We start from the raw sequence: 23,388 nt of genomic DNA, 5'->3' as shown, positions 1-23,388 counted from the left end.
TATGTCGCTACATACATCCGGCTGATAGCCCTTCCCTGGGGCCCGACTGCTGACTAGTCTCGAACGTCAGAATCGGTCGGACCCCGCCCATGATCGACGCTGTCGCCACCCTCGCTTCGCTGCCCCGCCTGCCACCGCAGCATCTGCCGCGCGCACGCCTGCGCCAGGCCCTGCTGCACGAGGAACACCGCCTGCGCCTGCTGCTCGCGCCCCTGGGGCACGGCAAGACCGTGCTGCTGGGCGAGTGCGCGCGCGCCGCCCCGGCGGGCACCCGCATCGCCTGGCTGGCGCTGGGCGGCGAGGCCCTCGACGCCGCGGCCCTGTGCCGGCGCCTGGGCGAGGCCCTGGGCCTGGGGCCGGTCGGCGAGGCCGAGGTGCTCGGCCGCCTGCGCGACTGTAGCGAGCCGCTGTGGATCATGCTCGACGACTACCCCCGCGAACCCGATGCCGCGCTGGACGCCTGCCTCGACCGTCTGCTGGCCCAGGCTTCGCCCTGGGTGTCCTGGTGGCTGGCCAGTCGGCGGCGCCCGGCGTGCAACCTGGCGCGCCTGCTGCTGGAGGGCGAACTGCTGGAGCTGGGCGCGGCGGAACTGGGCTTCGACGCCGCCGAGCTGGAAGCCTTCCTGCTGCGCAACGGCCGCGACTGGCCGGAGGAACTGCGCCTGGCGCTGCTGGAGCAGACCGACGGCTGGTGCGCCGGCATCCGCCTGCGCCTGCTCGGCTGGCCGGCCGAGGCGGGCACGCCCTCGCCCGGGCAACTGGCCGAGGCCGGCCGCCCGCTGCTGCGCGAATACCTGCAGCGGGAAATCCTCGACGCCCTGCCGGCGCCGCTGGCGGAGGTGCTCTGCGACCTGGCGCGGCTCACCCGCTGCTGCACCTCCCTGGCCGAATACCTCTTCGAGGAGCAGCCCGGCGTTCTCGAGGCCCTGCTCGAACGCGGCGTCGGCCTGCAGCGCGAGGAGGGCGCCGGCGCCTGGTACCGCCTGCCGCCGCTGCTGGCCGACGAACTCGCCGACATGGGCCACGGCTCGCCCTGCAGCCTGCACCGCCGGGCCTGCCAGTGGTACAGCCAGCAGGGCGACATTCACGCCGCCTTCGAACACTCAGTGCGCGCCGAGCAACCCGACGTCGCCGCCAGCCTGCTGCAGCGCCTGACCGAAGAACAACTGCTGCAAGGACACAACGTGGCGCGGGTGCTGCGCTTGCGCGAGGAACTGCCGGAAGAGCTGCTGGCGAGCACGCCGCGCCTGCTGATCCTCAATGCCTGGGCGCTGCTCTTCGGCGGGCGCCTGGACGAAGTCGAGGCGCAGCTGGCGGCCTTCTCGCGCTTCCTGCCGCTGCCCGGCGAGGCGCGCCAGCGGGCACTGGTGGCACAGTGGCTGGGCCTGGCCGGCATGCTCGCCCACGCCCGTGGCCGCCGCGAGGCCGCGCCGCTGCTGCAGGCCGCCCTGGACGACCTGCCGGACGAAGCCTGGGCGCAGCGCCTGATCAGCCTGTCCGCGCTCAGCCAACTGGCGCTGATCGACGGCCGCCTGGACGAGGCCCGCCTGCTCAACCGCGACGCCCTGAAGCTGGCCCGCGCCCGCGGCAGCGCCATCTTCGAGGCCTACCTGGAGATCGACCACGCCTACCTGCTGGCCCAGCGCGGCGAGCTGCCGCGCGCCGAAGCCCTGCTGCGGCGCATGCTCGACACCCTGGCCGAACGGCACCAGAGCGGCTGCCCGGTGGCCTGCCGCGCGCAGTTGCGCCTGGGCTGGGCGTGCTACCACCAGGGCCGCCCGGCCGAGGCGCGCCAGCTGATGCAGGATGGCCTGCGCGGCGCGCAGCGCAACCTTGACCCCTGCGCCCTGTACGGCTACATCGGCCTGGCGATGCTGGATGCGCGCCAGGGCCAGTTCGACGTGGCGTTCAACCGCCTGCTCGAAGCCGAGCGGCAGATGCAACTGCAGCACATCCCCGAAGCGGTCTACCGCGGCCCGCTGCTGCTGGCCGGCGGCACCCTCGGCCTGCGCCAGGGGCGGACCGCCCAGGCCCGGGAAATCTTCACCCGGGTGCTCGGCCGCTACCGCGAGGAAGGCCGCAGCGCGCCGGCCTCGGCGGTCGACCTGCTGCTGCGGGTGGAATGCCAGCTGGCCATGGCGGATATCCAGGACGGCCAGGCGCAACGGGCGCTGGAGCGCTTGTCGAACCTGCTGGCGGAAATGCAGCGGCAGGGGCGCATGGCCTTGGTCTGCGAGGTCCTGCTGGGGCTGGCGCTGGCCCATGCCGCCGCCGGCGCCGACGAACAGGCCCGCGACTGCTGGCAGGAAGGCCTGGAACTGGCCCGCCGCCACGGCCTGGAAGCGATACTGGAAGACGCCCGCCAGCGCCTGCCGGAACGCTTGGCCGAACAGGCCGGCGAACGCCCGGCGCCGCTGCTCAGCCTGCGCGAACTGTCGGTGCTGGAACTGATCGCCCGCGGCTGCTCCAACCTGGAGATCGGCGAGCGGCTGTTCATCTCCCTGCACACCGTGAAAACCCACGCCCGGCGCATCAACGGCAAGCTCGGCGTCGAACGCCGCACCCAGGCCGTGGCCCGGGCCAAGGAGCTGGGGCTGCTCAAAGCCTGATGCCCTGGAGGCCCTTGCCGGCTGAGCCGAGGTGCTTTTCGTAGGATGGGTTGAGCTTGCGAAACCCATGCGGTTGCCCTGATGGGTATCGCTTCGCTCAACGCCATCCTACGGGGCGTCGTGTATGCCGGAGGGTAGGGGGGGCTCAGGCGTGTTTTCGTAGGATGGGTGGAGCGAAGCGATACCCATCGCGCTGGTACGCCCAAATGTCGTAGGGCGAATAACGCGAAGCGTTATCCGCCGTTATCTCGGGCTAGAGGTCGAGCGAGCCCGGCAGACCGTGGCTCAACGCCTGCCTGCCGAAAACCTTGTTGGCGAGCAGCGCGGCGTTGATGGCCTCGGCCACGGTGGCCAGTTCGATTTCTTCCGGGGCGATGCGCATGATGCTGCTGCTGGAAAGGAACTTGAGTATGTCGGCCAGGTGCCAGATGAGCGTCGAGCCGCCATGGGCCGGGACCGGGAAAGTGCCCTGGTACTTGTTCCTGAGCTTGAGCATGTATTGCCGGGAAACGCTGAGCTTGCTGGCGACATCGCTCAGGCCCACGTAGTCGGGGGAGACCTCCACCAGCGAGGCGCCCGGGATGGCCCGCTGCACATCCTTGATGGCGGAAACGATGGCGACTTCTGCGCTGCTCGCTTCACGGATGAAGTCCAGGCCGAGCAGGCCTGGGATGCCCGTGCCCACGAGCGCGTCGGTGCAACCTTCGGCCCCCAGGCGCTCGACGATCTCGTCGAACTGCTCGTCGGTCTGTGCGTCGATCTTGAACTTGAGGGTGAATTCGAAATCCATCGCTTCAGGTCTCGGAAGAATCTGTTGCCGATTCGGCCTCTTTCGCTGTTTCCGTCATCCCGCCGCTGCAGTTGTCCACCACCCGGCGGACCTGCCTGGCATGGTTGCCGGGGTTTTTGGGCGTGCTCCAGATGCTCGTCGTGCAATGAATGCCGCAGCGGCAATCGTTGGAGTTGAAGGGGCAGCGCAACTTGCCCCAGGCATGGCCGCCGCCCTCGATGATCGTCCAGCCTGCGCTTTCCGCATATTGCAGCGCCTTTTCCACTTCCTTGTCGGGATGCTTCTTGCGAGGCATTGACTTCTCCAGCCTAGGAAAGAACATGTGGGTTGTCAACTGACAACCTTTTCGGGCGCTCGTTTTCTCAATGCAACGCCTTCTTCTGCACCGCGATCGCCTCGATGCGCTGGCCCAGGCGCAGTTGCTCGGCCGGGTCGTCGCTGAGCAGCAGGGCGCGCTCCAGGTCGTAGCGTTCGGCCTGGGGGCATTCCAGTTGGTGGTAGAGGTCGGCGCGGGCCAGGTGGTCGGCGGCGCTGGCGGCGCCCAGGTCCAGCACGCGCTGGGCGTCCTTCAGGGCCGCCAGGTGGTCGCCGGCGGTCTGGTGCAACTGGCGCAGGTTGCGCGACAGGCGCTGGAGCATCTCGCGCGGCTCGGCGCTGCGCAGGAAGGCGGCGCTCAGTTCCACGTTCGGGCCCAGGTGGCGGGCCAGCAGGTCGCGGCAGTCGCGGGGGTAGAGGCGGCGGCCGGTGGCGGGGTCGAGCAGGTGGTCGGCGCCGGGCACGCGCAGCAGGAAGCGCGCGGGGAAACTCACCCCCTGCAGGGCGATGCCCTGGCGGCGCGCCAGCTCCAGGGCGATCAGCGCCAGCGACAGCGGTTGCCCGCGGCGGCGCTGCAGCACCTGGGGCAGCAGGGCGGCGCGGGCCAGCAGGGGCACGTCGTCGTCCTCGGCGAAGCCCAGCTCGTTCAGCCGGCGCAGCAGCAGCTGGGCCCGTTCGATGTCGCCGGCGGCCACGGGCAGCGTCGCCTGCAGTTGCCGCTGCAGGTCGTCGAGCACGCGCAGGGCCTGCTCGGGCGGCAGGTGCGGCTCGTGCTCGGCGGCTATCCACAGGGCCGCCTCGAACAGCGCTGGTGGCTCCTGGGCTAGGCAGGCGAGGCAGGCTTGGCGCGGGTCCATGGCGTTCTCCGGCTGATACTGCGTTTTACCCGCAGCGCCGGGGCGCCGTCCAGAGCCGCCGTGGCTGGTCGTCGGCGCCGCCGCTGGCCCGCGGCGCCTCTGCCTATACTGAAGGGGCCGGCCGCGGCAGGCGCCGCCGGCCGACCCTCACGCGCCAGCAAGGGAGCGCCGCCATGTTCGACATGATGGAAGCCACCCGGCTAGAGAAACTGCACCTCGCCTACGACCCGGCCACCGGGCTGCGGGCCGTCATCGCCATCCACAGCACCCGCCTGGGCCCGGCCCTGGGCGGCTGCCGCTACCTGCCTTATCCCAACGACGAGGCGGCCCTGCGCGACGCCGCGCGCCTGGCCCAGGGCATGAGCTACAAGGCCGCCCTGGCCGGCCTGCGCCAGGGCGGCGGCAAGGCGGTGATCCTGCGCGCGCCCCATGTGGACAACCGCGGCGCGCTGTTCGAGGCCTTCGGCCGCTTCATCGAAAGCCTCGGCGGGGCCTACGTCACGGCGGTGGACAGCGGCACCTCCAGCGCCGACATGGACTGCATCGCCCAGCACACCGAGCACGTCACCAGCACCACCCGCGGCGGCGATCCCTCGCCGCATACCGCGCTGGGCGTGTTCGCCGGCATCCGCGCCAGCGCCCAGGCGCGCCTGGGCAGCGACGACCTGGAAGACCTGCGCATCGCCGTGCAGGGGCTGGGCCACGTGGGCTACGCCCTGTGCGAACACCTGCACGCCGCCGGCGCCGAACTGCTGGTCAGCGACCTGGACCCGGGCAAGGTGCAGCTGGCCGTCGACCAGTTCGGCGCCCAGCCCATCGCCAACGAGGCGCTGCTGACCACGCCCTGCGACATCCTCGCGCCCTGCGGCCTGGGCGGGGTGCTCAGCTCGCCGGTGGTGGCGCAGCTGCGTTGCGCGGTGGTGGCCGGCGCGGCGAACAACCAACTGGCGCACCCGGACGTGGCCGACGAGTTGGAAGCCCGCGGCATCCTCTATGCGCCGGACTACGTGATCAATTCCGGCGGGCTGATCTACGTCGCCCTGCAGCACCAGGGCCAGGAGCTGCCGGCGATCACCGCGCACCTGGCGCAGATCGGCAACCGCCTCACCGAGGTGTTCGCCCACGCCCAGGCCGACCACCGCTCGCCGGCGCGGGTGGCGGACATGCTTGCCGAGCGGATTCTCTATGGACATGGGGGATGACAGGCTGCAGCGGGGGCTATTGGGTCGCGAATGGAGTTTCCCTGGGACGCTGCTGCATGAGGGAAGCGCCTTTCCCTCTCCCTAACCCTCTCCCTGAAGGGAGAGGGGACCGTTGGGCAGATGTTGATGTTTCGGCGTTAGCCGGCTAGCACAGAAATTACCGGCTGAAACCATTCCTCCTCTCGGCACGGACAAGCCCCCTCTCCCTTCAGGGAGAGGGCTGGGGAGAGGGTGCGGAGTCACCCCGAAACACCATAACTGCCGGAAGGCGCCATTCCTCTTATTCCCCTTCCGCAAACAACTCGCCGAGGGCGTCGGGCTGGTTCTTGAAGGCGCGGGCGAAGGTGTCGCGGTGGCGGGCCATGAAGATGCCCACTTCCTCCACCTGCTCCTCGTTCAGCGAGGGCACCGCCTTGTGCAGGACGGCGGCGAGGTTCTCCGCCAGTTCGAGCATCTTGTCGTGCCGGTCGGCTTCTGCCTTATCCATGAACAGGCGCTCCGGATCGCGGCTGCTGCGGTACACCACTTCGACGGCCATTCATCACCTCGTATGCCTTCTTGCTGTCTGGGGGAGTAAATACTGTTTATTTATACAGTTAAGCATAAGGCAATCGCCCGGCCCCTGGGAAGAGGGAAATCGCAGAAGGCCAGTATGGCCGGCGAACCGCTTCGGGGCACGCGGGGCCATGGCAGGGCATGCGACAAGTTGGCGCGGGGCTGGTGGATGGCGCGCGGCGGCGGCGCCCGGCAGACTGGCCGGGCACGCGGGAGGAAGGCTCAGGAGGCGATGCGCAGGGCGCGGCCGGCGGTCATGTCCGCCAGCAGGCGCGGGGCGCTGTCGCCCTGCTCGATGGCGATGCCGAAGCGGATGCTCTGGATCAGGCGTTGCAGCTGTTCGGCGTCCTGCAGCTGGGCGTTGCGGATGAGCCGCTTGGCCGCCACGCCGGCTTCGGTGGAAAGCGTCAGCACGATGCTGCCGTCCGGCCGTTCGAGGCTGAAATTGACCCGGAACTGGGCCTGGAATGCATCGGTGAGTACCTGGAAGGGGCTTTCCATCTTCGATCCTGCCTGCGTGGTGGCGTGACCCTTCATGGACTGGAAGGCGTCAGCAAAGTTCGCATTCATATTGCCGCAGCCTCGGCAGGCTATTGCTGCCCAGGGTCAATGGCGTGTGTCTTGCACGTACCAAGCCAACAATCGCTTTATCGAACCGGGAGTCGACGGATGAAACTGCAATGGGCCGAACGCATGCGCCAACAGATGCACGGAATGGCCGAGTCGCTGGGCAACCTGCTGGTGGAAGGGTTCCACTACCTGGCGCTGTTCGCCATCGGCGGCACCGTGTTCTGGTCGGCGGCGGTGGCCTTCGTCGAGATGTTCGAGAAGGGCCACGCTAGCATCGACGACATCCTGCTGCTGTTCATCTACCTCGAACTGGGCGCCATGGTCGGCATCTACTTCAAGACCAACCACATGCCGGTGCGCTTCCTGATCTACGTGGCGATGACCGCGCTGACGCGCCTGATGATCGCCGACATCCAGCACAACCACGTGCCCGACGACGGCATCATCCTGGTCTCGGTGGCCCTGTTGCTGCTGGCCCTGGCGATCCTGGTGGTACGCTACGCCTCCTCGCGCTTCCCCTCGGCGCCCTCGGGCAAGGGCGAGCAGGCGCTGCTGCAGGACGACGAGCGCTGACGGCGCTTCGAGCAGCAATGGCCCCCTTGGCGGCCGCGATGCACTAACATCGGAATAATTCGCGCCGCCGAGGGAAGACCCGCACGATGAAGGGCTGGAAGCTGTTCGCACCCCTGCTGCTCCTGGTAATCATCTCCATCACCCTGTACCTGCGTCTGCACACCCAGCCCTTGCTGCTGCAAGGCGAGGCGGACGCCACCGAAGTCATAGTCGCCTCCAAGGCCAAGGGCCGCGTCGAGACGCTGCACGTGCGGCGTGGCGACGACGTGCGGAAGGGCCAGCTGTTGATAAGCCTGAGCAGCCCGGAGCTGCAGGCCCAGCTGGATTCCCTGCGCGCCGGGCGCAGCCAGGCCCAGGCGCAGCTCGACGAATCCCTGCACGGCACCCGCGAGGAAACCCTGCGCGCCCTCCAGGCCAGCCTGCAGCAGGCCCAGGCCGAGCTGCGCAACGCCGAGCTGGACTTCCAGCGCAACGAGGAACTGGCCGGCCGCGGCTTCGTCTCCCAGGCCCAGCTCGACACCACCCGGCGCGCCCGCGACGTGGCGCGCAACCAGGTGGCCGAGGCCCAGGCCAACCTCGACCAGGGCCAGCGCGGCGACCGCGAGGAAGTGCGCCAGGCGCTGCAGGCCGCGGTGCGCCGCGCCGACGCGCAGATCGCCGAGTTGCAGGCGCAGACCGACGACCTGGCGGTGCTCGCCCCGGTGGACGGCGAGGTCGGGCCCATCCCGGCGGAGGAGGGCGAGCTGATCAACGCCTACAGCCCGCTGCTGACCCTGGTGCGGCTGTCCGACAGCTACCTGGTGTTCAACCTGCGCGAGGACATCCTCGCCAAGGTGCGCAAGGGCGACAAGGTGAAGCTGCGCATCCCGGCGCTGGGAGACGCCGAGGTGGAGGCCGAGGTGCGCTACATCGCCCCGCTGGGCGACTTCGCCACCAAGCGCGCCACCCGCGCCACCGGCGACTTCGACCTGAAGACCTTCGAGGTCCGCCTGTACCCGCTGCAAGCGGTGCAGGGCCTGCGTCCGGGGATGAGCGCGCTGTGGCAATGGCAGCAATAAGGCGCAACCTGCTGCGCTTCGCCCAGGCGTTCAACACCGAGACGCGCATCGCCGTGCGCAGCTGGACCATCCACTGGCTCGGCTGGCTGTGGCCGCTGCTGCTGTTCACCCTGATCAGCGGCATCTACCAGGCCGGCACCCTGCTGGACATGCCGGTGGCGGTGGTCGACGCCGACCACAGCCACCTGTCGCGGCGCGTGGTGCGCGAGCTGGACGCCGGTTCCCACGCCCAGGTCGAGGTGCTCGGCGGCGGCCTGCAGGAAGGCCTGCGGCGCTTGCGCGCGGCCGACGACTACGCGCTGCTGTACATCCCCCGCGACTTCGAGGCCGATGCCCTGGCCGGGCGCCAGCCGCGCGCGGTGCTCTACTACAACTCGCTGTTCTATTCCGCCGGCTTCTATTCCACCCAGGACTTCAGCGGCCTGGTCGCCGGCGTCAACCAGGACCTGCGCCCCTACCTGGCCGCCGGCGCGGGCGCCCCGCTGCCGAAGCTGGCGAGCATCAGCGTGGCCTACGAGAGCCTGTTCAACGCCAGCGGCAACTACATCTACTACCAGCAGTTCGCCGCCATCGTGCACCTGCTGCAGCTGTTCGTGATAGTCGCCACCGTCCACGTGCTGGCCCGCGAGGCCCCGGAGCTGCGCGCCTCCTCGCCGCACATCCTGCGCGCCCGGGCCCTGGGCGTGCGCCTGCTGGGCAAGCTGGCGCCCTACACCCTGCTGTTCAGCGCGCTGCTGATGCTGGAGCTGTTCCTGCTGGTGACGCTCAACGGCGCGAAGATCAACGGCAGCCCGCTGTGGATGCTGGCGATCACCGTGTGCTACGTGATGGCCGCGCAGAGCGTCGGCCTGGTGCTGTTCATCTTCACCGCCAACCGCTTCAGCGCCTACTCGCTGATCGGCCTGCTGATCGGCGTGGCGCAGACCTATTCCGGGGTGCTGCTGCCGGACCTGGCGATGCCCGAGATCGCCCGCTTCATCAGCCTGGCCGAGCCGCTGACGCACACCCTGCACGGCCTGTTCGACCAGTTCCTGCGCCAGGCCCCGCCGGAATCCGGGCTGTACGCCTGCTGCCGGCTGCTGGTCTACCCGCTGCTGGCCTACATGATCGCCAAGCTGCGCCTGCGCCGGCGCCTCGACCTGAGCCCGGCCTGAGGAGGCGCCATGGAGAACTTCTGGAGCGTCCTCAGGCAGACCCTGAAGAACATGCTGGGCAAACCGCTGTGGCTGCTGACCGTGCTGTCGGTGGCGCTGACCACCTTGCCCTACGCCCACCGCACCATGGACGACCTGCCGGTGGCGGTGATCGACATGGACCACAGCGCCGCCTCCCGCGAGTTGATCCGCCTGCTCGACGCCGCGCCCAAGATCGCCGTGCGCAGCTACAGCGAGTTGCCCACGGCGCAGCACGACCTGGCCTGGCGCCGGCTGTTCGGCATCGTCATCCTCCCGGTGGACTTCGAAAAGCGCGTGCTGCGCGGCGAGGCGGTGAGCGTGCCGATCTTCGGCGACGCCACCAACCGCATGGCCAACGGGCAGATCCAGCAGGACATCAGCGCCACCTACAACGAGCTGACGCTGCGCTACAACGCCCACCTGCTGCTGCACAACGGCTTCAGCGCGAGCCAGGCCGAGGTGCTGCTGAGCCCGGTGGTGGGCCAGCTGACCGACCTGTTCAACCCCGGCACCAGCTTCGCCGCCATCGTCCTGCCGGGGCTGGTGACGCTGATCCTGCAGCACAGCCTGCTGCTGTCCTGCACCCGGGTGAACCTCAACCTGCGCGGCGGCACCCCGCGCTCGCTGCGCCAGCCGCCGTCCACGCGCTTCGGTCGCTACGCCGCGCAGCTGCTGATCTGGACGGTGCTGGCCATGCTCTTCTACGTGATCTGGCCGTGGATCATGGGCTACCGGCAGACCGCCTCGTTCTTCATGCTCATGGGCCTGGTGCTGCCCTTCCTGCTGGCGGTGATCGCCCTGAGCGAATTCCTCGCCGAGCTGCTGCCCTCGGAAGAGGCGGTGTACCTGACCATGACCTTCATCACCCTGCCGCTGTTCTACATGGCCGGCTTCACCTGGCCGCCCCAGGCCATGCCGCAGTGGGTGCAGTGGCTGGCCAACGGCATCCCCTCCACCTGGGCGATCCGCGCGGTGGTGGAGATGAACCAGATGAACCTGCCGCTCTCGGCGGTTTCCGACCGCATCCTGGTGCTGCTGGGCATGGCCGCCGCCTACGGCCTGCTGGGCACGCTGATCTACCAATTCCGCAACTGGCGCTGGGACCAGCTCAAGGGTTGGTGAGCCCCGAAGCGCTCTTGCTCGCTCCTACGAGAAGCCCTGCCTGCCCGCGGGAGCGGATCTCGCTGTGGCCATGGCGATGGGTATCGCTTCGCTCGACCCATCCTACGGGGCTCCGATCCTGACCGTGAAGCCGGGCATGGGCTTGGGTGTATCGGCGGATAACCGCGAACGGTTATTCGCCCTACGCCATGGCTGGGTGTTGCGTAGGGCGCATAACGCCTACGGCGTTATCCGCCGTTTGACCTTGGTCCCCGGCCGCTGCGGATTCGAACCCGGAGCTCAGGCATCGCGCCCCTTGCGCCGGTTCTTGTAGCTGCCGCGGATGTTCATCGCCGCCAGGCACAGTTGCAGCAGCACCAGGGCGTAGGCCTTGGCCGGCAGGCCCCAGGCTATCCACAGGGCGTTGCTGGCCAGGAAGGTCCAGAAGCCGAGCTTGCGCCGCCGGCGCTCGCGGGAGCCGACCAGCCAGGCGGCCAGTACCGTGACCAGCATCGCCGGCCATTGCAGCAGGTCGAGGAATTCGTGCATGGGGCGGTTTCCCGCGGCTGTCGTCCTGACTTCAGACCAACCCGGGCGCCGCGAAGTGCGGTCGGACTGCGTAGCCGTCGAGCAGCGCCTGCACCTTGTCGGCGTCCAGCTCGCCGTTGAAGGGCACGCCCAGGGCCTGGCGGTGGATGCCGGTGGCGGCCAGCCAGAGGGTGTCGATGCGCGCGGCCAGGGCGCCGGGCACGTCGGTCACCAGGGAGTCGCCGACGAACAGGATGTTCTGCGCCCCGCGCGCCTGCAGCTGCCGCTCGGCGATGCGGAAGGCCGCCGGGTCCGGCTTGCCGAACCAGCGCACCTGGCCGCCTTCCTCGGCGAAGGCTTCGGCCAGGCGGCCGGCGCCGAACACCGTGCGCCCGGCGGAGACCACCACGCGGTCCGGGTTGGCGCAGAGGAAGGGCAGGTCCAGGCCCTGGCGCAGTGGTTCGAAACGCGCCTCCAGCTCGTCCTGGGGGAAGCTGCCGACGCCGAGGATCAGCGTGGCCTTGTGGATATCCGTGCCGAAACGCTCGCGGATGTGCGCAGGCCAGGTGCCCAGGGCGTCGGCCACGCCGGCGATGCAGATGCCGCCGCGCTGCAGCTGGGCGTCGTGCTCGATGGCGTCGATGGCCAACTGCCCGGAGGTGGTGATGCCCGCGTACAGCTCCCGCGGCACGCCCAGGCTTTCCAGGGTGTCGGCCATTTCCACGACGCTGCGCGAGGCGTTGCTGAGAAACCACACCGGGCGGCCCTCGGCGGCGCGGCGGCGGAGCCAGGCGAGGGCGCCGGGGAACACTTCGGCGCCGTCGATCAGCACGCCCCAGAGGTCGAGGAGGAAGCCGTCGTAGCCGGCGCAGAAGTCATCCAGGCCGGCGTGGTCGATGAGGCGGGTGTGGGTGACGGCGCTGAAGCGTGGGGAGGTCATGGCAAGCCTGTCGCGGGGAAAAGCCCCAGCCTAGCGCACCGCGGGCAGGCGGGTGAATGCTTTCAGCTGGCCGGGCGGGCCTGGGCGACGCTCTCCGGCGCCGGGGCCACCGGCACCTCCACCAGACCGCGCAGGTGGCACAGGCTGAACGGGCTGGGGCTGCAGCGCCCCTCGGCCATGGCCTGGCGGATGGCGTCGACGTCGGCGTTCTGCACGTAGTGGATGGCGTCGGCCATGTCGTCGGCGCTGCCGAAGCCGCCCTCGCGCATTTCCTTGAGCGCGTCTTCCTTGCTCCAGCCCTGGACCACCGTGCGGTACATGGCGGAGAACAGCCCGGTGCGGTCGCTGCCGTGCTTGCAGTGCATCAGCACTGGGCCCTGTTGCTGGGCGGCCTGCAGCAGGTTGAGCACGCGGATGACGTCGGCGTCGTCGACGCGGTCGGCGTGGATCGGGAAGCTGAGGATCTGCAGCGGTGCGGCGCCGGTCCAGGCCTTGTCGTCGTCCTTGATGAAGCTCAGCACCGTGTGTACGCCGAGCTGCTGCAGCAGCGCCAGGTCCTGGCCGTCGGGCAGGGCGCTGCGGTAGAGGCTGGGCGACATGCGATAGAGGTTGAACGACTTGTCCACCGGCTGCGCCCATGCGGCGGGGCGCTCGTCGGCATGGGCCGCTGCGGTGACCAGGGCGAGGGCGAGCAGACAATGGCGCAGGAAGGAAAAGGGCAGGGCGGGGCGCATGGGGGCCTCCTGGCTGGCGGAGCGCAGACAGTAGGCGGCGGGCGATAAAGCCCGGATGAAAAGATTGTGAAAAAAGCGTGAAGACGCCCCGCGGCGATCAGCGGGGCAGGAAGCGCGCCTGCACCGGCGGGCGGAAGAACCACCAGGCGGCCAGCGGGTAGACCAGGTAGTTCACCAGGTACAGCAGCAGCGCGGCGTGGCTCGGCGGGTTGCGCCAGGCGGCCAGGGCCACCAGCGCCAGGTACAGCAGGGCCAGGCCGGCGGCGTAGAAGCCGAGCAGGCGCCAGCGCTCGCCGACGCTGGGCAGGCGCCCCACGCGGCGGGCGAAGAAGAACGCCATGCCGGCGCCGATGGCCAGCGCCACCAGCAGGTTCACCGGCACCAGGCCGTAGCGCAGCAGGGTGCGCAGCAGCACGTTGAGGACCATGGCGACGAGGATGCCGGCGAGGGCGTAGTAGCGGGTGCGAATGGGCATGGCTAGAGGCTCCCGTCCAGGCCGAAGCGTTTCTTCAGGGCCTTGTCCAGCAGGCCGGTGGGCAGCCAGCGGGCCAGCAGCGGCAGGGCGCGGCTGCCGTGGCCGACGCGCAGCAGGCGCGGGCGAGGCTGGCGCTGCACGGCGGCGAGCAACTGGCGGGCCAGTTCGGCGGCCGGGGTGGGTTTGTCCTGGGAGGCGCCGGCGCGGGCGCGGATGAACTCGCGCAGCGGCCACCAGGGCGAGCGGTCGTCCACCAGTTCCTGCCAGGTGCGCCCGGCGTTGGCGCCGAAGCTGGAGGCGATGGCGCCGGGCTGCACCTCCAGCACCCCGATGCCGAAGGGCGCCAGTTCCAGGCGCAGCGCCTCGTTGAGCGCGTGCAGCGCGGCCTTGGAGGCGCAGTAGGCGCCGGCGAAGGGGGTGACCAGCACGCCGGAGACGCTGCCGATGTTCACCACCAGCCCACGGCGTTCGCGCAGCAGCCCGAAGCAGGCACGGGTCAGCTCGACCACGGCGAAGACGTTGGTCTCGAACTGCCGGCGCAGGGCTTCGGCGCCGCCGTCCAGCAGCGGGCCCATGGCGCCGTAGCCGGCGTTGTTGACCAGCACGTCCAGGCCGCCGGCCTCGCGCTGCAGCTGCTCGGCCAGGCGGGCGATGGCGGCGCCGTCGTCGACGTCCAGTCGCACGCCGCGGAAACCGGCCTGGCCCAGGGCGGCCACGTCTTCGTCGCGCCGGGCCGTGGCCCAGACACTGTAGCCGGCGCCCTGGAAGGCCTCGGCCAGGGCGCGGCCGATGCCGCTGGAGCAGCCGGTGATGAGGGCGACGGGTTGGGGCATGGCGGCTTTCCTTGGCGTGGGCGCGTGGGTGTTCGGCGCCTACCCTAGCCGATTGCGCCGCGCGGGTGAACTCAGTCGCCGAAGCGCCCTTCGATGCGCTCGGCGCGGAACTCCAGGGTGCTGGCGCGGTAGCCCGGGCGCAGCGCCGGCAGCGGCAGGCAGTCGCTCCAGGCGTCGCCGCCGAGCAGCGCGCCGGGGCCGCGGTAGCGCGGCGCCTCGTAGAGGTTCTCGGCGAGGTCGGTGGTGTCGCCGGGGCGGTAGGCGGCGACCTTCCAGCGCAGTTCCAGCAGCGGCGCGTCGCTGCCGTTCTTCAGGTCGACGCGCAGCGGGCGGTCGGCCGGGCACAGCGTCGGCGCGTAGCGGATGCGCAGTTCCAGGCGCTCCAGGCGGCGCTGGTCGAGGCTGTCCTGCCAGATCGCCAGGGCCACCACCAGGCCCAGGCCGACCAGGGCCGCGGCCGAGATCGGCAGCGCGCGGGCGGGGTAGCGCAGCAGCAGGATGATCCAGGTGACGATGAGGAGGATGCCGAAGAACATGGATGCCGGGATGGGCTTGGGGCAGCAGCCTAGCAAATCCGTCGCTTCTGCAACGACTTCGACGGATGGCCACGACCTGGGTCAAGATTGTGCGCGAATCTGGTGCGTCGGACGCTGCGCTGCATCTGCGGAATCCGCATAATGCACATTTGAGCAGGCACGCGGCGGCATATTTCCCCTGGGAAGTGTGCATTCTGAACATTCATCGATGTTCGTCATGCTCAAAGGTTTCCGCGTCGTTTCCCGTCGGCTTTTCCGGCCCGCTCCTTGCTCCAGGCCGACAGACATCCAACCCACCTCGCGGAGACATCCATGAGTTCCCCCAGTGAATTCCCCCTGAGCGCCACGCCCAGGGAAGGGCGCAAAGGGCTGCTGCCCATCGCCATGGTCCTGTTCAGCTTCACCTTCTTCACCGGCACCATGTTCGCCGGCGGCAAGATCGGCATGGCCTTCGACTTCGTCGACATGCTCTGGGTCGCCGTCGTCGGCAACACGCTGCTGGCCGTCTACGCCGCCGCCCTGGGGCTGATCGCCTCGCGCAGCGGGCTGAACACCGTGCTCATGGGGCGCTTCTGCTTCGGCGAGCGCGGCAGCAAGCTGTCGGACTTCCTCCTCGGTTTCGCCGAGCTGGGCTGGTACGCCTGGGGCACCGCCACCGTGGCCATCGTGCTGGTGAAGATGCTGGCCCTGCCGGGCTGGCTGACCATCCCGCTGATGGTGCTGTTCGGCCTGGGCTTCAGCATCACCGCGATCATCGGCTTCAAGGGCCTGGACCTGCTGTCGCGGGTGTCGGTGCCGCTGATGTTCGTGCTGCTGGTGGCCTCCATGGTCATCGCCACCCGCCAGGCCGGCGGCTGGGCCGGGCTGCTGGCGGTGCAGCCGAGCACCGGCATGACCTTCTCGGCCGCCGTGACCATGGTCTTCGGCACCTTCGCCAGCGGCGCCACCCAGGCCACCAACTGGACGCGCATGGCGCGCAGCGGGCGCATCGCCGTGGCCGCCAGCGTCATCAGCTTCCTCGTCGGCAACGGCCTGATGATCGTCGCCGGGGCCTGGTGCGCCATCGTCTACCAGAACGCCGACATCGTCGAAGTTATGGTCCTGCAGGGCCTGTCGTTCGCCGCGGTGATCATGCTCTGCCTGAACCTGTGGACCATCCAGGGTCCGACCATCTACAACGTCTCCGCCGCCGCCTGCCACCTGGTGCGCAGCGAACGCCGGCGCAGCATGACGCTGCTCGCCGCGGGCGTGGGCATCGTCCTGGCCATCGGCGGCATGTACGAGTGGCTGATTCCCTTCCTGGTGCTGCTGGGCTCGATCATCCCGCCGCTGGGCGGGGTGATCATGGCCGACTTCTGGCACCGCCACCGCGGCAACTACCCGGCGCTGGTCGGCCCGCACATCCCGGCGTTCAATGTCGCCGGGCTGCTGTCCTACGCCGTGGGCGCGGCGCTGGCCTATGCCTCGCCGTGGATAGCCCCGCTGGTGGGCATCGGCGCCTCGGCGGCCTGCTACATCGTGCTCGGCGAGATCGCCCGCGCCCGCGCCGGCGTGGCGGAGCCGCGCGCCTGAACCCATTCATGGCGCTGCGCATTCGGCATCCGCGCAGCGCCCAGCCTGAGGAGCCAACCCAATGAAGATCGTCAATGCCAAGCTGCGCAAGCAGGAAGGCCTGTTCACCATCCGCTGCGCGGGCGAGCGCATCGCCGAGGTGCTGCCCCAGGCGGCCAGCGTAGCCGCCACCGGCGATGACCTCGACGCCGCCGGGCAACTGGTGATCGCGCCGCTGGTGGAGCCGCATATCCACCTCGACGCCACCCTCACCGCCGGCGAGCCGCAGTGGAACATGAGCGGCACCCTGTTCGAGGGCATCGAGCGCTGGGCGCAGCGCAAGGAAACCATCACGCACGAAGACACCAAGGCCCGCGCCCACACCACCATCCGCATGCTGGCCGCCCACGGCATCCAGCACGTGCGCACCCACGTGGACGTCACCGATCCCACGCTGGCCGCGCTCAAGGCGATGCTGGAAGTGAAGGAGGAGGCGAAGCACCTGGTGGACCTGCAGATCGTCGCCTTCCCGCAGGAGGGCATCGAGTCCTACGACGGCGGCCGCGGGCTGATGGAAGAGGCGATCCGCCTGGGCGCGGACGTGGTCGGCGGCATCCCGCATTTCGAGAACACCCGCGAGCAGGGCGTCAGTTCGATCAAGTTCCTCATGGACCTGGCCGAGCGCAGCGGCTGCCTGGTGGACGTGCACTGCGACGAGACCGACGATCCCAATTCGCGCTTCCTCGAAGTGCTGGCCGAAGAGGCGCGGGTGCGTGGCATGGGGGCGCGGGTGACTGCCAGCCATACCACGGCCATGGGTTCCTACGACAATGCCTATTGCTCGAAGCTGTTCCGCCTGCTCAAGCGTTCGGGCATCAGCTTCGTCTCCTGCCCGACCGAGAGCATCCACCTGCAGGGCCGCTTCGACAGTTTCCCGAAACGCCGCGGCGTGACCCGCGTGGCGGAGATCGACCGCGCCGGGATGAACGTGTGCTTCGGCCAGGATTCGATCAAGGACCCGTGGTACCCGCTGGGCAACGGCAACATCCTGCGCGTGCTCGACGCCGGCCTGCACATCTGCCACATGATGGGCTTCGAAGACCTGCAGCGCAGCCTCGACCTGGTCACCGACAACAGCGCCCGCGCGCTGAACCTGGGCGAGCGCTACGGCATCGCCGCCGGCCGCCCGGCCAACCTGCTGGTGCTGGGCGTGGACAGCGACTACGAAGCGGTGCGCCAGCAGACCAAGGCGCTGTATTCCATCCGCCACGGCCGTGTACTGATGCGCCGCGCGCCGGAGAGCGTGGAACTGCTCGAAGGCTGATGCCTGTAGGCGCGGGCCCTGCCCGCGATTCGCGCGCAGGGCGCGCTCCTACAGGGGAATGGCGCGGGTGGGGCGGCGTAGGATCTTATCCGCGATCCGCGCCGATACGCCCGGCTATCGCGGACAAGGTCCGCTCCTACGACCGTGCTTCCCGGGAACCGTTGGCGTTATACCCTCCGGGGGGCCCCGCGCACAAAGAAAAACCCCCAGGCACAAGGCCTGGGGGCGATTGGCATCGATGGGGGAGACGCCGTCCTTCAACTAGCGAGCGGCTACCTGCGCGCGGATGCCGTTCTCTTCGGTTCGACCGTAGACATCCTCCAGACGTTCGATGTCGTCTTCGCCCAGGTAGCTGCCGGACTGCACTTCGATGATCTCCAGCGGGATCTTGCCGGGGTTGGCCAGGCGGTGCACCGAGGCGATGGGGATGTAGGTGGACTGGTTCTCGGTGAGCAGGAACACCTTGTCGTCGCAGGTCACCTGGGCGGTGCCGCTGACCACGATCCAGTGCTCGGCGCGGTGGTGGTGCATCTGCAGCGAGAGCTGCGCGCCGGGCTTGACGGTGATGTGCTTGACCTGGAAGCGGCCGCCCATGTCCACCGAGTCGTAGCTGCCCCAGGGGCGGTACACGGCGCAGTGGTTCTGGGTTTCGCTGCGGCCGGCGGCGTCCAGTTCGTTGACCACCTTCTTCACGTCCTGCACGCGGTCGCGGTGGGCGATCATCATGGCGTCCTTGGTTTCCACCACGACGATGTCGTCCAGGCCGACCACCGAGACCAGCTTGCCGTTGCCGTGCACCAGGCAGTTGCGGCTGTCGTGCACCAGCACGTCGCCCTTGGTGACGTTGCCGTTGGCGTCCTTGTCGTGCACTTCCCAGATCGACGACCAGCTGCCGACGTCGTTCCAGCCGGCGGCCAGGGGCACCACGCAGGCGCGCTGGGTCTTTTCCATCACCGCGTAGTCGATGGAGTTGTCCGGGCAGCACTCGAAGGTGGCCGGGTCGATGTTGATCAGGTCGCCTTCGTGCTGGCTGCGTTCCAGGGCCAGCAGGCAGGTGTCGTAGATGTCGGCGTCGTGGCGCTTGAGTTCTTCCAGGAAGCGGCTGGCGCGGAACAGGAACATGCCGCTGTTCCAGTAGTGCCCGCCTTCCTCGACGAACTGGCGGGCGCGGACCTCGTCGGGCTTCTCGATGAAGCGCTCGACCCGCGCGACGCCACCGGGCAGCTTGTCGTCGGCGCCGGCGCGGATGTAGCCGTAGCCGGTTTCCGGGCGGCTGGCGGGCACGCCGAAGAGCACCATCTCGCCCTTCTCGGCAGCCACGGTGGCCAGGGCCAGGGCGCGCTGGAAGGCGCGCGGGTCTTCCAGCACGTGGTCGGCCGGCAGCACCAGCAGCAGTTCGTCGCGGCCCTCGGCGACCAGCTTCATGGCGGCGATGGCCACGGCCGGGGCGGTGTTGCGGCCGAAGGGTTCGAGCAGGATGCCCTGGGTCTTGAGTTTCAGTTGTTCCAGCTGTTCCTGGAGGATGAAGCGGTGTTCCTTGTTGCTCACCACCAGCGGCGGCTCCATGCCTTCGAAGGCCAGGCGCTCGAGGGTCTGCTGGAACAGCGTGTGCTCGCCGGCCAGGGCCAGGAACTGCTTGGGATACAGCTTGCGGGAAAGGGGCCAGAGTCGCGAGCCGCTACCACCGGAAAGAATGACGGGAATCATGTGGGGTTTCTCCTTAAAGCGTTCATGCGTTCTGTAGGGCGCCGGGCGCCGTTACCGTTTCGGGTGACCTCTCCGTGCGGGCCGTCTTGGCAGCTCGCTGATTTTTTCTGTTCTTGTTGTGGTGTTCGTTCTGGTGATTTTGTGTGGGGGGAGACAAGAGCCCCTCTCCCCAGCCCTCTCCCTGAAGGGAGAGGGGGCTGTTCGGCGTGAAGGGGCGCCACCTCGCTCGCCGGCTTGCGCGGAGCTTTCCGCTTGCACGGATAGCTCCCTCTCCCTTCAGGGAGAGGGCGGGGGGAGAGGGCTAGGGCTTCGCGCCGGGGTGTCATGAAGTGAGCCTCAATCCGCCTTCACCGGCCGCTTGACCCACACCGGCGACAGCTTGCCGCCCTCGCCGGTGACGTACAGGCACACCACCTCGCCGCGTTCCAGGGTGACGGGCTTGAGGTCGCTGACCTTCTTGCCGCCCTCGAACAGCGCCAGGTTCACCTTCACCGGGTTGATCTCGCGGTCGCCGTGGCTTTGCGGGGCGACGTTGCCGACCACTTCGGTCTTGCCGTCGGCGGTCTTCAGGGTCAGCGCCTGGCCGCTGAGGTTCTGCACCCGCACCAGGGCCTTCTGCTTGTTCTTGAAGGGCGGCTCGGGCACCAGCCTGGGCTGGCCGCCGGGCTGGCTGACCAGGGTGTAGTAGGCGTCCGGGTCGAGTTTCACCGGCAGGCTCTGGCTGCCGACCTTGGCGGTGTAGTTGCCCGGCGGGAGGAACTTGAAGTCGCTGGAGCCCAGGGGCGATACGTCGTTGAGTTGGGCGTTGCCGACGCTCACCGAGAGTTCGCTGTTGCCGGCGTTGTAGGCCCGCACGAAGGCCGAACCCTTGGGCGCCTGCGGGCCGTAGAGCGCGGCTTCGCCGGCGTGGGCGCCGAAGGCGGCCAGGCCCAGGGCCAGTGCCAGGGCGGGGGATTTCCAGCCGAGGGTCTTGGAACGAGTCATGGGGTGTACCTCCGTCTTCACTTTTTCATGGGGCGCGCTGGCGCCCTTGGCGTGGCGCTCAGTGCGCCGCGGTCAGGCCCGGCGGGTTGGCCGCCAGGCGTTCGTCACGGTTGCCGGCCGCGCGCAGCTGGGCCAGCCAGTCGGCATCGAACTGGCTGAGGTCGCTGTGCATCGGCAGGTAGCGTTCGGGGAATTCCCACACCAGCAGGCGCGGCGGCTTCTGCTGGAAGCCCGGGTCCTTGAGCAGTTCGAGCATGGGTTCGAGGGGGCCCTTGCCTTCCTTGGCGTAGTTGATCAGGTCGGTGGACAGCGCCTGCTTGAGGGCGCCGGCGAAGTTCCAGTGCGGGTTGGCGCTGTAGCTGGTTCCCACCAGGGCCACCTGCGGCTCGGCGCTGTCGCCGAACAGGTCGCCGCCGGCCGCGGCGTTGTCCTCGGCCGGGTGGGTCTGGCGCGCCTGCAACTGGTCCGGCGCCGGCAGCAGTTCGCTGAACAGCGGGTCCAGGGGCAGGAAGGTCAGCAGGTCGCCCTTGTGCGGCGTGGCCTTGCTGGCGTCGGTGATGAAGGTCTGCTGCGGCAGGTCGAGGTTCTGCCCCTCGCGGATGCTCTGGGCCAGGCGCTGGGCCACGGCCTCGGCGCCCAGCGGCGTCCAGTGGGTGTCGGTGCGCAGGAACACCTGGCCGTTGTTCTTGGCCTGCTCCAGGGTGTCCAGCAGCTTGGGCGCGGCCATGCCGGCCTGGCGCGCGCGCTGCAGGAACTCGTCGTAGAGGCCGACGTGCAGCTGCGCCGGCTGTTCCTTGCCGATGTACTCGGGGTAGATGCGCGCCTTGGCCGGGATGATCGCCAGCACCAGCTTCACGCCGCGGCGCTCCAGCTCCTGCTGCACGCCGCGCACCAGGGCCCAGTTGTCGTCCAGCTGGGTCTGGCTGGGCGCCGGCTTGAATTCTTCGTCGGTGTACAGCCAGCCGTCCTTGCCGATCACCACGCCGGGGCGGCCTTCGTCGAACAGGGCATAGTCCAGCGCGGCCCAGAGGTTGGTGCCCAGGCGCTTGATGGGGAACTGGTCGTCGTAGTGGCCTTCGAAGGCGTGGGCCAGCTTGCCGTTGAGCACCGTGGTGCCCTCGGCGGCGGCGAAGCTGGGGAAGGCCTTCAGCGACCAGCCGGCCAGGCCCAGCAGTATCCCGCCGAAGGCGGCGACGTAGGCGTATTGCAGGGGTTTGCTGATCTTGGAAACGTAAGGAGTCGGTTGCATGGTCCGGCCTCGCTCAGAACTGGAAGTAGAGGAAGGGCGAGTAGCTCTGCGCCGAGAGCTTCAGCACCGAGGCGGCGAACAGCGCCAGCAGGGCCACGCGGGTGGCCAGCACGGGCAGCTGGGTGAGCCAGTGCGGGCGGTACACCGCCGCGCCGCTGCGCGAGTAGGCGATGGCCGCCGGGTCGTTCTCGGCGTCCTGCGGGCTGCGCGGCTGGGCGCTGGCCGGGCCGTCGGCGGCGACTTCGTCGGTCTTGGCCGCGGCCTTGGGCGCCTTGCTCTGCAGCGGCTGGTTGTAGAACTGGCGCAGGCCGAAGACGGCCAGCACCACGTAGGCCACCACCAGGGTGCCCACCTGCAGGCCGGTGAGGCTGGCGCGGCTCTGCTCGGACAGGCTCCAGTCGCCGAAGCTGAACATGGCTTCGTACATGCGCCAGGCCACGTGCAGGTTCTCGGCGCGGAAGATCACCCAGCCGACGATCACCAGCAGGAAAGTGAAGGCCCATTTCAGCGGGTTGAGCACCCGCGGCGCGGCGTTCACGCCCAGGGCGCGCTCGATGGCCAGCCATACGCCGTGCCAGGCGCCCCAGATGATGTAGGTGACGTTGGCGCCGTGCCACAGGCCGCCCAGGAGCATGGTCAGGATCAGGTTGCGGTAGGTCTGGAAGGTAGTGCCGCGGTTGCCGCCCAGGCTGATGTACAGGTAGTCGCGCAGCCAGGTGGACAGGCTGATGTGCCAGCGCCGCCAGAACTCGGTGATGGACTGGCTGATGTAGGGCTGGTTGAAATTCTCCATGAAGCGGAAGCCCATCATCAGGCCCAGGCCGATGGCCATGTCGCTGTAGCCGGAGAAGTCGAAGTACAGCTGCGCGGTGTAGGCCAGGGCGCCCAGCCAGGCGTCGCCGGTGGTCGGGTCCTGCAGGGCGAAGCAGTGGTCGGCCAGGGCCGCCAGGGTGTCGGCGATGAACACCTTCTTGACGAAGCCCTGCATGAAGCGGGTGCAGCCTTCGGAGAACTTGTCGAGGGTGTGGGTGCGGTGGTTGAACTGGTCCACCAGGTCCTTGAAGCGCAGCACGGGGCCGGCGATCAGGTGCGGGAAGATCGCCACGAAGGCCGCGAAGTCGATGAGGTTGCGCGTGGCCGGGGTGTCGCCGCGGTACACGTCGATGATGTAGCTGATCGACTCGAAGGTGTAGAAGCTGATGCCGATGGGCAGCAGGATGTGCGTCAGCACGAAGGGCTGCATGCCGAACGAGGTGATGATCTGGTTGAGGCTGTCGACGCCGAAGTTGGCGTACTTGAAGTAGCCCAGCACGGCCAGGTCGACCACCACGCCGAGGATCAGCCAGCGTTTGGCCGCCAGGGTGCGCACGCCGGCGGCGCCGATGCGCAGGCCGATCCAGTAGTTGAACAGGGTCACGCCGGCGAACAGGGCGAGGAAGTCCACCCGCCACCAGGCGTAGAAGACGTAGCTGGCCACCAGCAACAGCAGGTTGCGGTAGCGGTTCCCGCTCAGGTAGTACAGGCCGAGGAAGATCGGCAGGAACAGGAACAGGAACACGTTGGAAGAAAAGACCATTGCCCGTCTCGCTCTGGAGCTTCGTACCCAGGGTGGCTCCAGCCCTTCCGGCGCCGCGTGGCGCGCAAGGAAAAGGCCGGTGTCACCCGCCAGTTCCTCCCCGTTTTGTCGCTAAGGTGGTGCGCCCGCCCGGCGTCTTGTGCGCT

General features: G+C 69.0%; 23 protein-coding genes. 8 read left to right on the top strand and 15 right to left on the bottom strand.

Translation table 11 applies throughout. The features are described 5' to 3' along the window. The first annotated feature begins 89 nt into the window (after positions 1–89). Entirely contained in the window at positions 90–2,609 is a 2,520-nt protein-coding gene (locus tag PcP3B5_RS24755; protein WP_061562656.1) for a LuxR C-terminal-related transcriptional regulator, read from the top strand. A gap of 253 nt (positions 2,610–2,862) precedes the next feature. Here the strand turns inward: PcP3B5_RS24755 and PcP3B5_RS24750 are convergent, their stop codons facing one another. From PcP3B5_RS24750 to PcP3B5_RS24740, 3 genes are all read right to left on the bottom strand, one after another. Then, positions 2,863–3,399, bottom strand: coding sequence for a helix-turn-helix transcriptional regulator (locus PcP3B5_RS24750; protein WP_043273136.1), 537 nt, complete (start codon positions 3,397–3,399; stop codon positions 2,863–2,865). A gap of 4 nt (positions 3,400–3,403) precedes the next feature. After that, positions 3,404–3,694: a hypothetical protein gene (locus tag PcP3B5_RS24745; protein WP_043273381.1), complete on the bottom strand. Its 291-nt coding sequence runs from the start codon at positions 3,692–3,694 to the stop codon at positions 3,404–3,406. A 67-nt stretch (positions 3,695–3,761) separates the two neighbouring features. Then, entirely contained in the window at positions 3,762–4,571 is an 810-nt protein-coding gene (locus tag PcP3B5_RS24740) for a SirB1 family protein (protein WP_061562655.1), read from the bottom strand. Positions 4,572–4,744: 173 nt separating this feature from the next. On the opposite strand from PcP3B5_RS24740, the gene PcP3B5_RS24735 reads away from it, so the two are divergent. Then, positions 4,745–5,773, top strand: a complete 1,029-nt coding sequence (locus tag PcP3B5_RS24735) for a Glu/Leu/Phe/Val dehydrogenase family protein (RefSeq protein WP_009616063.1) — start codon at positions 4,745–4,747, stop codon at positions 5,771–5,773. Positions 5,774–6,053: 280 nt separating this feature from the next. Here PcP3B5_RS24735 and PcP3B5_RS24730 read toward each other — a convergent pair whose 3' ends face one another. Beyond that, the gene (locus PcP3B5_RS24730; protein ID WP_009616064.1) at positions 6,054–6,311 is read right to left on the bottom strand and encodes a YebG family protein; all 258 of its coding nucleotides are present in this window, start codon (positions 6,309–6,311) and stop codon (positions 6,054–6,056) included. Positions 6,312–6,550: 239 nt separating this feature from the next. Next, positions 6,551–6,829, bottom strand: a complete 279-nt coding sequence (locus PcP3B5_RS24725) for a DUF3509 domain-containing protein (RefSeq protein ID WP_024128466.1) — start codon at positions 6,827–6,829, stop codon at positions 6,551–6,553. A 168-nt stretch (positions 6,830–6,997) separates the two neighbouring features. Between PcP3B5_RS24725 and PcP3B5_RS24720 the strand changes: the two genes are divergently transcribed. The 4 genes from PcP3B5_RS24720 to PcP3B5_RS24705 all read left to right on the top strand — a co-directional run bounded on the left by PcP3B5_RS24720 (position 6,998) and on the right by PcP3B5_RS24705 (position 10,826). Continuing rightward, on the top strand, positions 6,998–7,471 hold the full coding sequence (locus tag PcP3B5_RS24720) for a phosphate-starvation-inducible protein PsiE (RefSeq protein ID WP_009616066.1): 474 nt from the start codon (positions 6,998–7,000) through the stop codon (positions 7,469–7,471). Positions 7,472–7,557: 86 nt separating this feature from the next. Then, on the top strand, positions 7,558–8,529 hold the full coding sequence (locus tag PcP3B5_RS24715; protein WP_061562654.1) for an HlyD family secretion protein: 972 nt from the start codon (positions 7,558–7,560) through the stop codon (positions 8,527–8,529). Then, positions 8,511–9,683 carry an ABC transporter permease gene (locus tag PcP3B5_RS24710; RefSeq protein WP_024128467.1) on the top strand — a complete coding sequence of 391 codons (1,173 nt, stop codon included), beginning with the start codon at positions 8,511–8,513 and terminating at the stop codon, positions 9,681–9,683. The genes PcP3B5_RS24715 and PcP3B5_RS24710 overlap by 19 nt, the downstream gene beginning before the upstream one ends. Positions 9,684–9,692: 9 nt before the next feature. Further along, a complete protein-coding gene (locus PcP3B5_RS24705; protein WP_043312643.1) occupies positions 9,693–10,826 on the top strand; it encodes an ABC transporter permease in 1,134 nt (377 codons plus the stop codon). Between the two features lie 279 nt (positions 10,827–11,105). Here PcP3B5_RS24705 and PcP3B5_RS24700 read toward each other — a convergent pair whose 3' ends face one another. The 6 genes from PcP3B5_RS24700 to PcP3B5_RS24675 form a co-directional block, all read right to left on the bottom strand. Next, the gene (locus PcP3B5_RS24700; RefSeq protein ID WP_061562653.1) at positions 11,106–11,354 is read right to left on the bottom strand and encodes a hypothetical protein; all 249 of its coding nucleotides are present in this window, start codon (positions 11,352–11,354) and stop codon (positions 11,106–11,108) included. Positions 11,355–11,385: 31 nt separating this feature from the next. Then, a complete protein-coding gene (locus PcP3B5_RS24695) occupies positions 11,386–12,273 on the bottom strand; it encodes a TIGR01459 family HAD-type hydrolase (RefSeq protein WP_061562652.1) in 888 nt (295 codons plus the stop codon). 62 nt (positions 12,274–12,335) lie between these two features. Then, positions 12,336–13,007 carry a tyrosine-protein phosphatase gene (locus tag PcP3B5_RS24690; RefSeq protein ID WP_061562651.1) on the bottom strand — a complete coding sequence of 224 codons (672 nt, stop codon included), beginning with the start codon at positions 13,005–13,007 and terminating at the stop codon, positions 12,336–12,338. Positions 13,008–13,104: 97 nt separating this feature from the next. Further along, on the bottom strand, positions 13,105–13,482 hold the full coding sequence (locus tag PcP3B5_RS24685) for a hypothetical protein (protein ID WP_009616073.1): 378 nt from the start codon (positions 13,480–13,482) through the stop codon (positions 13,105–13,107). A 2-nt stretch (positions 13,483–13,484) separates the two neighbouring features. Continuing rightward, a complete protein-coding gene (locus PcP3B5_RS24680) occupies positions 13,485–14,315 on the bottom strand; it encodes an SDR family oxidoreductase (RefSeq protein ID WP_061562650.1) in 831 nt (276 codons plus the stop codon). A 71-nt stretch (positions 14,316–14,386) separates the two neighbouring features. Next, complete coding sequence (locus PcP3B5_RS24675; RefSeq protein ID WP_009616075.1) at positions 14,387–14,851, bottom strand: hypothetical protein; 465 nt, start codon at positions 14,849–14,851, stop codon at positions 14,387–14,389. Positions 14,852–15,163: 312 nt separating this feature from the next. Here PcP3B5_RS24675 and codB point away from each other — a divergent pair, with 312 nt between their 5' ends. Continuing rightward, positions 15,164–16,423, top strand: coding sequence for a cytosine permease (gene codB, locus PcP3B5_RS24670; RefSeq protein WP_009616076.1), 1,260 nt, complete (start codon positions 15,164–15,166; stop codon positions 16,421–16,423). Positions 16,424–16,484: 61 nt separating this feature from the next. Continuing rightward, entirely contained in the window at positions 16,485–17,726 is a 1,242-nt protein-coding gene (gene codA, locus PcP3B5_RS24665; RefSeq protein ID WP_061562649.1) for a cytosine deaminase, read from the top strand. A gap of 261 nt (positions 17,727–17,987) precedes the next feature. Here the strand turns inward: codA and PcP3B5_RS24660 are convergent, their stop codons facing one another. The 4 genes from PcP3B5_RS24660 to PcP3B5_RS24645 form a co-directional block, all read right to left on the bottom strand. Beyond that, entirely contained in the window at positions 17,988–19,433 is a 1,446-nt protein-coding gene (locus PcP3B5_RS24660; protein ID WP_061562648.1) for a mannose-1-phosphate guanylyltransferase/mannose-6-phosphate isomerase, read from the bottom strand. A gap of 336 nt (positions 19,434–19,769) precedes the next feature. Further along, on the bottom strand, positions 19,770–20,417 hold the full coding sequence (gene algF / locus PcP3B5_RS24655) for an alginate O-acetyltransferase AlgF (RefSeq protein ID WP_009616079.1): 648 nt from the start codon (positions 20,415–20,417) through the stop codon (positions 19,770–19,772). 58 nt (positions 20,418–20,475) lie between these two features. Next, positions 20,476–21,666, bottom strand: a complete 1,191-nt coding sequence (locus PcP3B5_RS24650; RefSeq protein ID WP_009616080.1) for an alginate O-acetyltransferase — start codon at positions 21,664–21,666, stop codon at positions 20,476–20,478. 13 nt (positions 21,667–21,679) lie between these two features. Further along, on the bottom strand, positions 21,680–23,242 hold the full coding sequence (locus PcP3B5_RS24645) for an MBOAT family O-acyltransferase (protein WP_061562647.1): 1,563 nt from the start codon (positions 23,240–23,242) through the stop codon (positions 21,680–21,682). Between the last annotated feature and the right edge of the window lie 146 nt (positions 23,243–23,388).

Origin of the sequence: Pseudomonas citronellolis (genome assembly GCF_001586155.1) — a bacterium.
Lineage (GTDB): Bacteria > Pseudomonadota > Gammaproteobacteria > Pseudomonadales > Pseudomonadaceae > Pseudomonas > Pseudomonas citronellolis.
The sequence above is the reverse complement of the archived record's forward strand: the minus strand, read 5'-3'. Positions and strand labels throughout refer to the sequence as shown.